The sequence below is a fragment of the Sphingomonas sp. genome (genome assembly GCF_024508665.1).
Classification (GTDB): domain Bacteria; phylum Pseudomonadota; class Alphaproteobacteria; order Sphingomonadales; family Sphingomonadaceae; genus Sphingomonas.
Map to the genome: position 1 here is coordinate 822945 of NZ_JANINP010000007.1, position 12981 is coordinate 835925.

At 64.9% G+C, this 12981-nt stretch carries 15 protein-coding genes; 7 read left to right on the plus strand and 8 right to left on the minus strand.

All coding sequences use genetic code 11. The features are described from left to right. Window positions 1–4 precede the first annotated feature (4 nt). A complete protein-coding gene (locus Q0L25_RS19070) occupies window positions 5–436 on the plus strand; it encodes a hypothetical protein (protein WP_296617042.1) in 432 nt (143 codons plus the stop codon). Window positions 437–532: 96 nt separating this feature from the next. On the opposite strand, the gene Q0L25_RS19075 is transcribed toward Q0L25_RS19070, so the two are convergent. Both Q0L25_RS19075 and Q0L25_RS19080 read right to left on the minus strand, forming a co-directional pair. Then, on the minus strand, window positions 533–760 hold the full coding sequence (locus Q0L25_RS19075; protein WP_296617044.1) for a helix-turn-helix transcriptional regulator: 228 nt from the start codon (window positions 758–760) through the stop codon (window positions 533–535). Next, window positions 753–1181 (minus strand): hypothetical protein, encoded by a 429-nt coding sequence (locus tag Q0L25_RS19080; RefSeq protein ID WP_296617045.1) that lies wholly within the window; start codon window positions 1179–1181, stop codon window positions 753–755. The genes Q0L25_RS19075 and Q0L25_RS19080 overlap by 8 nt, the downstream gene beginning before the upstream one ends. Window positions 1182–1305: 124 nt before the next feature. Here Q0L25_RS19080 and panB point away from each other — a divergent pair, with 124 nt between their 5' ends. The 5 genes from panB (at window position 1306) to Q0L25_RS19105 (ending at window position 6515) form a co-directional block, all read left to right on the plus strand. After that, window positions 1306–2178: a 3-methyl-2-oxobutanoate hydroxymethyltransferase gene (gene panB / locus Q0L25_RS19085; RefSeq protein ID WP_296617047.1), complete on the plus strand. Its 873-nt coding sequence runs from the start codon at window positions 1306–1308 to the stop codon at window positions 2176–2178. Between the two features lie 126 nt (window positions 2179–2304). Beyond that, window positions 2305–2988, plus strand: coding sequence for a tetratricopeptide repeat protein (locus tag Q0L25_RS19090; protein WP_296617802.1), 684 nt, complete (start codon window positions 2305–2307; stop codon window positions 2986–2988). A 5-nt stretch (window positions 2989–2993) separates the two neighbouring features. After that, the gene (locus Q0L25_RS19095; RefSeq protein ID WP_296617049.1) at window positions 2994–4322 is read left to right on the plus strand and encodes a PQQ-like beta-propeller repeat protein; all 1329 of its coding nucleotides are present in this window, start codon (window positions 2994–2996) and stop codon (window positions 4320–4322) included. Window positions 4323–4601: 279 nt separating this feature from the next. Next, window positions 4602–5963, plus strand: a complete 1362-nt coding sequence (der, locus tag Q0L25_RS19100) for a ribosome biogenesis GTPase Der (protein ID WP_296617050.1) — start codon at window positions 4602–4604, stop codon at window positions 5961–5963. A gap of 141 nt (window positions 5964–6104) precedes the next feature. Beyond that, window positions 6105–6515: an Hpt domain-containing protein gene (locus Q0L25_RS19105; RefSeq protein WP_296617053.1), complete on the plus strand. Its 411-nt coding sequence runs from the start codon at window positions 6105–6107 to the stop codon at window positions 6513–6515. A gap of 195 nt (window positions 6516–6710) precedes the next feature. On the opposite strand, the gene bfr is transcribed toward Q0L25_RS19105, so the two are convergent. The 6 genes from bfr to purL form a co-directional block, all read right to left on the minus strand. Continuing rightward, complete coding sequence (gene bfr / locus Q0L25_RS19110; RefSeq protein ID WP_296617055.1) at window positions 6711–7199, minus strand: bacterioferritin; 489 nt, start codon at window positions 7197–7199, stop codon at window positions 6711–6713. Between the two features lie 105 nt (window positions 7200–7304). Next, a complete protein-coding gene (locus tag Q0L25_RS19115; protein ID WP_066591365.1) occupies window positions 7305–7475 on the minus strand; it encodes a (2Fe-2S)-binding protein in 171 nt (56 codons plus the stop codon). 63 nt (window positions 7476–7538) lie between these two features. After that, on the minus strand, window positions 7539–8822 hold the full coding sequence (locus Q0L25_RS19120) for a DUF418 domain-containing protein (RefSeq protein WP_296617056.1): 1284 nt from the start codon (window positions 8820–8822) through the stop codon (window positions 7539–7541). After that, window positions 8819–9253 carry a hypothetical protein gene (locus Q0L25_RS19125; RefSeq protein ID WP_296617058.1) on the minus strand — a complete coding sequence of 145 codons (435 nt, stop codon included), beginning with the start codon at window positions 9251–9253 and terminating at the stop codon, window positions 8819–8821. Before Q0L25_RS19125 ends, Q0L25_RS19120 begins: the two co-directional genes overlap by 4 nt. Window positions 9254–9268: 15 nt before the next feature. Next, window positions 9269–9715 (minus strand): hypothetical protein, encoded by a 447-nt coding sequence (locus Q0L25_RS19130; protein ID WP_296617060.1) that lies wholly within the window; start codon window positions 9713–9715, stop codon window positions 9269–9271. A gap of 94 nt (window positions 9716–9809) precedes the next feature. Further along, window positions 9810–12026 (minus strand): phosphoribosylformylglycinamidine synthase subunit PurL, encoded by a 2217-nt coding sequence (purL, locus tag Q0L25_RS19135; RefSeq protein WP_296617061.1) that lies wholly within the window; start codon window positions 12024–12026, stop codon window positions 9810–9812. A gap of 110 nt (window positions 12027–12136) precedes the next feature. Between purL and Q0L25_RS19140 the strand changes: the two genes are divergently transcribed. Then, window positions 12137–12790: a hypothetical protein gene (locus Q0L25_RS19140; RefSeq protein ID WP_296617063.1), complete on the plus strand. Its 654-nt coding sequence runs from the start codon at window positions 12137–12139 to the stop codon at window positions 12788–12790. The last annotated feature ends 191 nt before the right edge of the window (window positions 12791–12981 follow it).

Here is a 12981-nt window from a genome sequence, read left to right on the forward strand (position 1 = left end):
AGTGATGCGCATCTCCTATTTTATCCCGATCCTTTTAATGGGGAGCAGTGCCGTGGCGCCTGCTAGCCGGGTCGACGCCCAACCGGGCGGCAGCTGGATCAAGGACGGAAGGCGGTTGTGCACGTTCGATGACGCGTTACGAGAAGTGGAATGCATCCAATATCATCAACTTATCGAGCATCATTTGAAGTCCGGCGGAAGTTGGCGTGAGTATCGATGGTTGTGGCGCGGGCCAAATCGGGCCGAGGTGCGCTACACATCGCGCATCGGTCTCGTCGGCGTTAGCAATTTCACTATCGGCGAATTGATCGACCCCCATTCCACGCTGCCTGAGCACGCGAGTAAAAATGCGGTTTCATACGCGCCGAGCAGGGATGAGCTAATTATTGGGGTGCCGGGCGAGGGATACGAATTCTCCGTGAAAGGCGGGACCTAGCCATAAGGGCGCCGGGATCGGTCGGTATTGAGCCGACGCTGACCTATGAAGCGCGTGTCGGCAGACCGCGTCATAATTTTACTATCCAGGTAATCCTCACCCCTCCCACTGGAACACCTCGTCCAGCGGCTTGCCGAATACCTGGGCGATGCGGAACGCGGCCTCGAGCGTGGGCGAATATTTGCCCGCCTCGATCGCCGCCACGGTCTGGCGGGTCATGCCGATCCGCTCGCCAAGCTCGGCCTGGGTCATCTCGTTCGCCATGAAGCGCAGCAGGCGGATCTGGTTGACCACGCGGCCGGGAAGCGGCTTGGCCCTAACCATGCCAGCCCCTCCGATAGCTCATGACGATCACGCCGTACCGCACGATTTCCGACGCGACGAGCGCGAGCAGGGCGGCGTTGACGATGTGCCAGCCGCCGGCGCTGAACGGCATCACGCAGCCCACCACGATGATCCCGACCATCAGCACGAAATAGGCGATCGCGGCCCCGCGCCGGGCGATCGCCCGCTCGCGTTCGTCGGCCGGCGCATTGGCGTCGCGGCCGGTCTGGATCGCCAGCACGATGCTGGCGATCGCCACCAACACCGCTTGGACGACCAGGATGCCGCCGAGCAGCGCCAGGAAATACCCCGTCGATGCCCCGGCCGGCAGAAAGGCCGGGGATACCAAGGTGAAATAGACGCCATAGGCGACGACCATCGCGATCAGCGACAGCCAGGCGATCTTCTCTCTGAACGACATTGCTGACCTCATGTTCGACTCGATAGCCATCATGTTAGGTAAAACTAACATTGAGTCAAGAGGAGAGAACAATCGCATCTCTCCGCGCTGGCAGCGGGCGCGGGGAAGGGCTAGGGAGCGCGCCATGTCCACGACCTTCACGATCGACACCTCGACCAGCCGCGCCAACCCGACGCCGGCGCCGATGAAGCGGCTGACCGTGCCCGCCATCCAGCGCCGCAAGTTCGAGGGAAAGACGCAGGAACCGCTGGTCATGCTGACTGCGTACACGGTCCGCATGGCGCAATTGCTGGACCCGCATTGCGACATATTGCTGGTCGGCGATTCGCTCGGGCAGGTCGTCTATGGCTTGCCCTCGACCTTGCCGGTCACGCTCGACATGATGTGCGCGCATGGCGCCGCGGTGGTGCGCGGCAGCTATCATGCCGTCGTCGTCGTCGACATGCCGTTCGGCAGCTACGAAGCCTCGCCCGAACAGGCCTTCATGAATGCGAGCCGCGTCTTGGCCGAAACCGGCTGCGCCGCGATCAAGATGGAGGGCGGCGCGGCGATGGCGCCGACCATTCGCTTCCTGACCGAGCGCGGCATTCCGGTGATGGCGCATATCGGCCTGACGCCCCAGGCGATCAACGCGCTCGGCGGCTATGGCGCGCGCGGACGCAGCCAGGAGGAAGAGGCCAAGATCAAGGGCGACGCCCAGGCGGTCGCCCAGGCCGGCGCCTTCTCGGTGGTGGTGGAAGGCGTGGTCGAGCCGATCGCGCGCTCGCTTACCGAAACCACCGACATTCCGGTGATCGGGATCGGCGCCTCGGCGGCCTGCGATGGCCAGGTGCTGGTCGCCGAGGACATGCTCGGCCTGTTCGAACGCACCCCGCGTTTCGTGAAGAAGTTCGACGACATGGCCGGCCGCATCACCGATGCGGTCACCCGCTATGCCGAAGAGGTGCGCAATCGAACATTTCCGGGAGTGGAGCAGACCTACCTCCCAAAGACCTAAGGCGCGTTGCTTTTGAATGGCGCGCCGCTAAGGGCGGTGGCCCATTACGGCCATTGCGAGAGCCGAAGCCGGTCCCTAAGGTCCGCCGACTTATTTTTGCCCCCAATTGGAGCCTACCCCTTGGCTGTGACGCCGAACACCGATGAAGCTTTCCTGCGCGAGGTCGATGAGGAACTCCGCCGCGATCAGATCGTGGGCGTATGGAAGAATTATGGTCGCGTGATCGTCGGCCTGATCGTGGCGGCGCTGGCGATCTTCGCCGCCGTGCTCGGTTGGCGGGCATGGAGCCACGGCGCCGCCGAGAAAAAAGCAATCGAGCTGCAACAGGCCTATGATTCGATCGCTAGCGGCAATACCCAGGCGGCCAAGGCGCCGATCGACAAGCTCGCGGGCGACAGCGCGCCCGGCTATCGCGCGCTCGCCAAGATGCTGCAGGGCAATGACCTGCTCGCGGCCGGCAAGACCAAGGAAGCCGCGGCGAAATACGGCGAAGTCGCCGGCGACAGCAGCGTCGGACAGCCGATCCGCGACCTCGCCACGATCCGCCAGACCCAGACCGAATTCGACGGACTCGCGCCGCAGGTGGTGATCGACCGGCTGAAGCCGCTCGCCACCTCGGACTCGGCCTGGCTCGGCAGCGCCGGCGAGATGATCGCGGCGGCCGACCTCAAACTCAACCGCACGGCGGAAGCGCGCGCGATGTTCAAGCTGATTGCCGAGAGCGACAAGGTTCCGGACAGCATCCGTCAACGCGCGGTTCAGGCGACCCAGGCTCTGGATCCAGGCACGAACGTTCAGAAGGGCAAGTAGATAGCATGACGACCAAGTGGAGGATGCCGATTGCGCTGGTGGCGCTGACCGCGCTCGGCGCGTGCGGCGCGTTTAAGGGCGGCGGCAAGAAGACTCCGGTGCTGGGCGACCGCGTGCCGATCCTGGTTTCGGAAAGCGATGCCAAGGTCGATCCGGCGATTTCGGGGCTCGACGTTCTGTTGCCGGCGCCGGTCGCCAACGCCGAATGGGCGCAGCCCGGCGGCAATCCCGAAAAGTCGATGGGCCATCTGGCGCTGGGCGCGAACGTTTCGCGTATATGGACGGTATCGATCCCTGCCGGGTCGAACCGTCAACGGCTGGCGGCGGCGCCGGTGATCGGCGACGGCAAGCTCTACGCGGTCGACGTCGATGGCGCCCTCCATGCGTTCGATGCCAATTCGGGCGCGTCGCTGTGGACCGTGCCGATCGCCAAGGCGGAGAAGAGCAAGGCCGCGCGCTTCGGCGGCGGCGCGACCTATGATGGTGGTCGCGTCTACGCGACCGACGGTCTGGGCGACATCGTCGCGTTCGATGCCAAGACCGGTTCCGAAATCTGGCGCGCCAAGCCGGGACCACCGCTCCGCGGATCGCCGACCGTCGTCGGTGATCAGCTCTACACGCTGAGCCAGGACAATCAGCTTTACGCATTGTCGACCGCCAACGGACAGCAGGTCTGGTCGGCCTCGGGCAGCCTCGAGACGCAGGGCGTGTTCGGCGTCGCGGCGCCGGCAGTGGCCCACCAGACGGTCGTCGCCGGCTTCTCGTCGGGCGAACTCAACGCCTATCGCGTCGAGAATGGCCGCGCGATCTGGGGCGACGCCTTGTCGCGCACCAGCATTTCGACCTCGGTGTCCAGCCTTGCCGATATCGATGCCGATCCGGTGATCGACGACACCAATGTCTATGCTCTGGGGCAGGGCGGTCGCCTGATCGCCGCCAATCTCGCCACCGGCCAGCGCCTGTGGGAACAGAATTTCGCCGGTATTTCGACGCCTTGGCTGGCGGGCGAATGGCTGTTCGTGGTGACCGACGAAAGCAAGCTCTATTGCTTGCAGCGCTCGACCGGAAAGATCCGCTGGATCAGCCAGTTGCGCGCCTTCCAGGTCGAGAAGAAGAAAAAGAAGAAGAATCCGCTGACGTGGTACGGTCCGGTCCTGGCGGGGAACCGCCTGGTGCTGGTCAATTCGCTGGGCGACATGGTGTTCGCTTCGCCGAGTGACGGCACCGTCGGCCAGACGATCCCCGGCAAGGACGGTTTCAGCCTGGGTCCGGTCGTCGCCAACAACACGCTGTACGTGCTCGACGGCCGCGGACGCATTTCTGCTTATCGGTAAGAGTCGGGGGGCTTCTCCCTCCCGCTTGCGGGATAGGATTGGGGCCGCGAGCCGCTCTTACATGCAATTGTGGAGCAGCGCTGTACTTAAGCCCCTCCCCTTCAGGGGAGGGGTTGGGGTGGGGGCTAGCCACGGGCGATTAGCTTGCGGCGCTTCCCCACCCCCAACCCCTCCCCTGAAGGGGAGGGGCTAGGATATTGCTATTCCGCTTCATCCGATTGCTTTGGCCGTCCACCTGAAGGCGTTGCCGCTTGCGTGCACACGCCCTACAGCGCCAGCATGTCTCTACCCACCGTCGCCATTATCGGCCGTCCCAATGTCGGCAAGTCGACGCTGTTCAACCGGCTCGTCGGCAAGAAGCTTGCCCTGGTCGATGACCAGCCCGGCGTCACGCGCGACCGGCGCGAGGGTGACGCGAGCCTGCTCGGGCTGGAATTCCGCGTCATCGACACCGCGGGTTACGAGGATCTCGACGCCGCGACCTTGCCCGGCCGGATGCGGCAACAGACAGAGGCGGCGGTGGCACAGGCCGATGTCGCCTTATTCCTGATCGATGCCCGCGCCGGGATCGTGCCGCTCGACGAGGAAATCGCGCGCTGGCTGCGCGGCTCGACCACCCCGGTCATCCTGGTCGCCAACAAGGCGGAAGGGCGCGCGGGAGAGGCCGGCGTGCTCGAATCGCTCGCGCTCGGCTTTGGCGATCCGGTCCAGCTGTCGGCCGAGCATGGCGAAGGGATCGCCGATCTGTTCGAGGCGCTCGTCCCGTTCGTTCCCGAGCCCGAAGAGTTGGAGCAAGAGGAAGACGAAAGCCCCAACGCGCCGCTCAAACTGGCGATCGTCGGCCGTCCCAATGCCGGCAAGTCGACCCTGATCAACCGCATGCTGGGCGAGGATCGCCTGATTACCGGCCCGGAAGCGGGGATCACGCGCGATTCGATCGCGATCGACTGGACGTGGCACGATCCGAAGAACGGCCCGCGCGCGGTGCGGCTGATCGACACCGCCGGCATGCGCAAGCGCGCCAAGGTGCAGGACAAGCTCGAGAAACTGTCGGTCGCCGATGCGTTGCGCGCGGTCGATTTCGCCGAAGTCGTCGTGCTGTTGCTGGATGCCACCCTGGGGCTGGAAGCGCAGGACCTCAGGATCGCCGACCGTGTGCTGCAGGAAGGCCGTGCGCTGATCATCGCGCTCAACAAATGGGATATCGCCGAGAACGCCTCGTCGCTGTTCAATGGCGTCAAGAAGGCGCTCGAGGACGGTTTGAGCCAGGTGAAGGGCGTCATCGTCATCACCGTCTCGGCGGCGACCGGCAAGGGTATCGACCAGCTGCTGGGTGCTGCATTCGAAACGCGCGAGGCCTGGTCGAAGCGCGTCTCCACCGGCGAGCTCAACCGCTGGTTCGAACGCGCGATCGAGGCCAATCCGCCGCCCGCGCCGGGGGGCAAGCGGATCAAGATGCGCTATGTCACCCAGATCAAGACGCGCCCGCCCAGCTTCGTCATTTTCGGCACTCGGGTCGATCAGCTTCCGGCGAGCTATGAACGCTATCTCGTCAATTCGATGCGGCGCGATCTCGGTTTCGGCGCTGTCCCGGTTCGGCTGACGTTCCGCGCGCCGAAAAATCCATTTGATCGGGAATGAACTCGATTTGCGCGAAAGCCGTACGGTAGCAAGATCTTACCCACCCGCGGCGGACAACGCCATCAACCGCTCGTTTACTTAGGCAGGGTACAGCGGACACATCGGATCAGCGGCGGGGTGCCGATACCGGTGGAGGATGTGGTGACGATCGACAGCGGGCAATTGGTGGACTGGAGCGCGTTTCAGGCCGCCCGTAGCGAGCTTGGGGCGGGGTTCGTCCGTATTCTCGGCTATTTCAAGGAAGATGGCGTCAAGTCCGTCGCCGCGATCGAGGACGCGATGCGCGCGGGCAATGCCGCCGCGATCGTGCTGCCGGCGCACACGCTGAAGGGCGAGTCGCGTCAGTTCGGCGCGGAGCAACTCGCCGCCATCGCCGAGGCGATCGAAGTCATCGGGCGCCAGTGCGTGGAAACGCGCGACGCGCCCGACCAGGCGCTGGAACATGTCGTCAAGCTGCGCCCGACGTTCGAAGCGACCCTCGCGATGCTCGAGCGCGAGGCCAACCCCTTGGTCGAACGCCGCCCGGCCGCCTTCGGCCGCCGCGCGGTATAGGACGTATCTTCCCGTCGTCATCCCCGCGCAAGCGGGGACCCATCTCGTGTCCTCTCCACCATCGCACCGGCAGTTATGGCGGCAAGCGCCGGAGATGGGTTCCCGCTTGCGCGGGAATGCCGAGGTTGCAGATGGATCACTTCAAGAACAACGGCTTATCCAGGTTCTTGGCCTAAGCTCGGCTATCGGTAGCGTTCAGCCCTCGCTGTCTTCCGCTGATTTCGCGTTGAGCTGGATGTAATTCTCCAGCCCCATGCGCTCGATCATGTCGAACTGGCGCTCGAGCGTGTCGACATGTTCCTCCTCGCTGTCGAGGATGCGGCGGAACAAGTCGCGGCTGACATAGTCGCGCACTTTCTCACAATGTTCGATCGCGTCGCGCAGCAGCGGCAGCGCTTCCATCTCGAGTTCGAGATCCGACTTCAACACCTCTTCGACCGTCTCGCCGATGCGTAGCCGCCCGAGCAGCTGAAAATTGGGCAAGCCGTCGAGGAACAGGATGCGCTCCGCCAGCCAGTCGGCATGCTTCATTTCGTCGATCGATTCGTGGCGCTCGAACTCGGCCAGCTTCTGCACGCCCCAATGGTCGAGCAGACGGTAGTGCAGCCAATATTGGTTGATCGCGGTCAGTTCGTTCTTGAGCGCGCTATTCAGGAAATCGATGACCTGCGGATCGCCCTTCATCTTGCTGCCCCTTGGCTGTTTGTCGGGCATGACCATAAACCGGTGAGGTCGCCGGACATAGTCCCCAAAAACGGCTGATTTCCGCAGTTCTGGTTGCTGCAGATATTATGCGGCAGCGCGCTCTTCATCGATAATGGAGCGGGCGAAGGGCACGCACTGGCCGCATTTGGGCTGCCGCCCGAGCGAGCGATAGGCCTGACATGCGGTCATCGATCCGTTGCGGGCGGCCTCGCGCACCTCGCGTTCGCGGATCGCATTGCACACGCACACCATCATGAGACCGATCATCCCTCGCGCTCGTTGCCAGCGAGTTAGCGATAGTGAGAGCGATTCGCAATACTATTGCGACACGTTTGCAACTTGCCTCGCGCGTAGGAACGGCTGCCATTGGCCGCGCGCGGCGCTCCGCCACAGCCATTCGAACGGACCATAAGCGAATCGATCGAGCCAGGGTTTCGACCACGCGAGCATCAACAGCCACATCCCGGCGACGACGATCAAGCACTGCCAACGCTGCAGATAGCCATACCAGCCCAGGCCATAGCCGTTGAAGATCAACGTGCAGACGATCGAGGTGCCGAGATAATTGGAAAAGGCCATCCGTCCCGTGGCGGCGAACCGATCCGCCAGCCCGGGCAGGCGCCCCGATTGCACGAACAGGATCACCAGGGCGGCATAGCCTAGGCTGAGCCACGGCCGCAGCAGCGTGAGCTGGATCGCCTCGGTCGCGATCATCGTCAGCGGCGACCAGTGGGTGGCGCTTAGCCAGTCGATGAGCGGAATATAGCCCGCCCAGGCCAGCGGCACAGCGGCGGCGGTCAGCCAATAAGCGCGCCGCGACCAGGTTCCGGAAAAGAATCCCCAGCGGAACAGCGCCATGCCGATCAGCATCAGCGCCAGCGTGTCGACGAACGCGATGCGGTTGATCACCGTCTGGAAAAAGATCGCTGTCCGCGCCCGGACGGCCAGCGCGTCGGCATAGTTGTCGCGATAGCCGGCCAGTTCCCGCGCGATCCCGTCGCGATGCGGGTCGGCCTGTTGCACGAACGAACGCCAGTCGGCGACCATCTGCGGATCGGCGCCGGGTTGCGTGGACGCGACCCGGGCCGCCTCGATATGCTGATAAGCGAGCATCCCGTCGGCAAATTTGAACGCCAGCAGCAACAGGCCGATCGTCGCCAGCATCCGCGGCGGCGCGCGCCAGCCGATGAACGCGATCATCCCCGTCAGCGCGTAGAGCACCAGGATGTCGCCTGCCCAGATCAGATAGGCATGGACCATGCCGAACACGAACAGGGTCGCCATCCGCGCATAATGGACCTTGGCCGGCTGCTGGCCGCTCGACAACGCGCGATCGGCGATCAGCAGGGTCGATGCGCCGAACATCATCGTGAACAGCCCGCGAAACTTGCCGTCGCCGATCGCATAGGCGATCGCCCATTCCCACCAGTTCGCGCCGGTCGATCCGCCGTAGAAGCTGGGGTCGATCTCGGCATAGCCCGGCATCGCGAAGTCGATGATGTTGAGCAGCAAGATGCCCAGCACCGCGACCCCGCGCACCGCGTCGAGCGTGCGCAGCCGCTGCGGCGCGGCCGCGCCATCGCTCGCCGGCAGGTCGGTCACCGTCGCGCGAACCAGGAGATCGGGATGCCGACCAGAACGATATGGCTAAAGAATTGCTCGGCCAGGCCGAGCGGCGTGAACGGATGCCAGCCGAAGCGCAGCGGCAGGACGACCAGGTTCATCACTGCCCATAGGCCGATGCCATATGCAATGCCCGCGAGCAGCCAGCGCGCCTTGAGTACCGGCAGCCGGTTCGCCGCGGTCACGAAGAATGCCGCCATCACCGCCATGATCGCGAAATGCAGCAGCAGCCCGACCAAAGCCACGCCGGCCCCGCCCGTAACCGCCCCATTGCCCAGGACCGCGCTCGCCAAGCCCTTGAGCATGGTTATCGGCGCTCGTCCGGCGATCAGCGTGTAGACGCATGCCGACAGGATATCGAGCGTGCCCGCGACCAGGGTCGCCACCAGGATTTTACGGCCGGTCCCCATCATCCCGCTCCCCCTTCACCGCAATTCGCGGCGTATCACCAGTTTGAGTCCCGACCAGATCGCGTCGACCGCGCACACTTTCACGTCGACGAGCCCGGTCGGCAGCGCCACCGCGCGGATCACATCCTCGGTGACGTCGGTCGGCACCCTGGACGCCTTTTTCGGCCATGACACCCAGATCTGTCCGGCCGGAGCGATCATGGTCCGCAGTTTCAAGGTCAGCCGCTCCAGCTCGGCGCGGTCGGTCACGAATATATGTGCGGCTTCGAGCCCCGTAACCGGCGCATCGAGTTCGACCACGCCGATCGCAACGGGATCGATCTCCGCCCGCACGCCGTCCGGCATGGCGTGGAACCAGGCGCGCATACCCGGCGCGAGCGATAATTTCTTCGCCAGCGGCGTCCCCGAATAGCCCGCGGAGCCCGCATGCGGGTGCGAAGACGAAGCGTCGGGCGATGCCATGGCGCCGACGCTATCACCAACCCGCTGTTCTACAACAGCCCCATCCATTCCCCTCCCGCTTGCGCGCAAACCGGATGGGGAGGAGATCCTCCGATCAAGCGATCGTGTCGCCCATCAGTTCGGGGAAAAAGCCTTCATGCGCCGCGCGCAGATCGGCGATGGAAACGCACCAATCGCCTTCGTCGAGTTCGAAGATCAGCCGGTCCTTGATCGTCCGTCCGATCGGATCGGCGGGGACGTCGGCGGCGGCGGCATCGGCGAGGAATTCAGCCAGTCCCTCGTCGGGTACGGTGACCAGATAGAGGCCCTGATCCTCGCCGAAGAACGATCCCGCCACGCCGAACGGCTGCGCCTCGTTGATCATCGCGCCGATCCCGCTGGCCAGCGCCATCTCGGCCAGCGTCACCGCCATGCCGCCATCGGAGACGTCATGGCACGCGCTGATCAGGCCGCGTTCGATTGCCGAGCGGATGAACTCGCCGGTACGCCGCTCTGCCTTGAGGTCAACCGGGGGCGGGGGGCCGTCCTCCCGGCCATGGACCTCGCGCAGCCAGATCGACTGGCCGAGATGGCCGCCGCGCTCGCCGACCGCCAGGATCGCGTCGCCGGTATGCTTGAACGCGATCGTCGCACTCTTGGTGTAATCCTGCAGCAGCCCGACCCCGCCGATCGCCGGCGTCGGCAGGATCGCCGACCCGGTGCCGTCGTCATTCTTGGTTTCGTTATAGAGCGACACGTTGCCGCTCACGATCGGGAAGTCGAGCGCGGCGCAGGCCTCGGCCATGCCTTCGATCGCGCCGACGAACTGGCCCATGATCTCGGGCCGCTGCGGGTTGCCGAAATTCATGCAGTCGGTCGTCGCGAGCGGCTTCGCACCAACTGCGCAGATATTGCGATAAGTCTCAGCAATCGCTTGCTTTCCACCTTCGAACGGGTCGGCCAGGCAGTAGCGCGGGGTGCAATCGGTGGTGATCGCCAGGCCTTTTTGGGTGCCATGGACGCGGACCACCGCGGCGTCGCCGCCCGGGCGCTGAACGGTGTCGGCGCCGACCATGTGGTCATATTGCTCCCAGATCCAGCGGCGGCTGGCGATGTCGGGCGATGCCATCAGCTTGAGCAGGTCGCCGGTCAGGTCGGTGCATTCGGGTTCGTCCGTCAGCTCCGCCGGCGGGGGCGTGCGCACGAACGGCCGGTCATAGGCCGGGGCCTCGTCGGCGAGCGGGCCGAGGGGGATATCGCACACCGTTTCCCCGTTGAATTTCAATACCATGCGGCCGGTATCTGTCACGGTTCCGATGACCGCGAAGTCGAGTTCCCATTTGCGGAAGATCGCTTCCGCTTCCGCCTCTCGGCCGGGCTTCAGCACCATGAGCATGCGCTCCTGGCTTTCCGACAGCATCATTTCATAGGGGGTCATGCCCGTCTCGCGACACGGCACCGCGTTCATGTCGAGCTCGATCCCAACCCCGCCCTTTGACGCCATCTCGACCGATGACGAGGTCAAGCCCGCCGCGCCCATATCCTGGATCGCGACGATCGCGTCGGACGCCATCAATTCCAGGCATGCCTCGATCAGCAATTTCTCGGTGAAGGGATCGCCGACCTGCACGGTCGGGCGCTTTTCCTCCGAATCCTCCGAGAAATCGGCTGACGCCATGGTGGCGCCGTGGATGCCGTCGCGCCCGGTCTTGGAGCCGACATAGACGATCGGATTGCCGATGCCCGATGCCGCCGAATAGAAGATCTTGGCGGTTTCCGCGACGCCCACGGTCATCGCATTGACCAGGATGTTGCCGTCATAGGCGGTGTGGAAATTGACCTCGCCGCCGACGGTCGGCACGCCGACGCAATTGCCGTAGCCGCCGATGCCGTGAACCACGCCGGCGATCAGGTGGCGCATCTTGGGATGATCGGGGCGTCCGAAGCGCAAGGCGTTCAGGTTCGCGACCGGCCGCGCGCCCATCGTGAAGACGTCGCGCAGGATGCCGCCGACTCCCGTCGCCGCGCCTTGATAAGGCTCGATGTACGACGGATGGTTGTGGCTCTCCATCTTGAAGATCGCCGCCTGGCCGTCGCCGATATCGATCACGCCGGCATTCTCGCCCGGGCCCTGGATCACCCAGGGCGCCTTGGTCGGCAGCTTTTTCAGATGGATACGCGACGATTTGTACGAACAATGTTCGGACCACATCACCGAAAAGATACCCAATTCGGTGAGGTTGGGCTCACGTTCCATGGCGTGCAGGACGCGCTCATATTCCTCGGGCGACAGGCCGTGTTCGGCGACGATTTCGGGCGTGATTCCGGTCATGCCGCACGCCCTTAGCGGCCTCGCTCGCATCCGTCACCCGTCCAGACCGTTTCGGAACCGCTTCGCCGTAACGATCGTTGTGCGGCGGTTCCAAAGGACAGGAGAGTAACATGCGTTTCCCAACCATTCTGGCGTGCGTATCGGGGGTCGCACTTGTCGCCGCGTCACCGGCGTTGGGGCAGGGGAAAAAGGATCGGGCGCGCGAAGCTGTCGCCGCCGCTCAGGCCAAAGTCGATGCGGCGAGCAAGGTCGGTGCCGCGGGCGAAGTGCCCCGGTTGCTGGCCCAGGCGCAGGCCGCGCTTCGTACCGCGCAGGAGGATCTGGCGGGCGATCATAAGGAACAGGCGATCGCCGACGCCAATCACGCTTCGATGCTGGCCGACCAGGCGCTGGGCGAGGCGCAGCGCGCCAAGCTCGCTCGTGCCCGCGACGACAAGCAGGCGGCCGACGCCGCTGCCGCGGACGCCGCGCGATCGGCGGCCGATGCCAATGCCCGGGCGGCCGCGGCGGAAGCCGCCGCCGACGCCGCGCGCAACGCCCCGCCGCCGGCTCCGGTCGTGATCGCGGCGCCGCCGCCACCCCCGGCGCCCGCGCCGACCAGCACGACGGTAACGACCGAGACGGTCGCTCCCGCCGCGCCGGCGAAGGTCGTCACCAAGACGGTCCCGCGCAAACGCGTGGTGACGCGACGCCACGTCGTCCGCAAGGCGGCGCCGGCCACGGTCAAGACCAAGACCACGGTCACGACCGCCACGAACCAATGAGACATCGGGCCCGGGCTGCAGTCCGGGCCACCTAAACCAGCCAAGTGTCCCCTCTCCCGTGTGCGGGCGCATCAGGTCGGTCATGCCCCCGGCATGACCTAAACAGCGCGGGGCGCTGTTTACCTGATGCGGGAGGGGCCCGGCGCGTAGCGGTGGGAGGGTGAGGGTCTTCTTTCTTCTGTCTCGACACA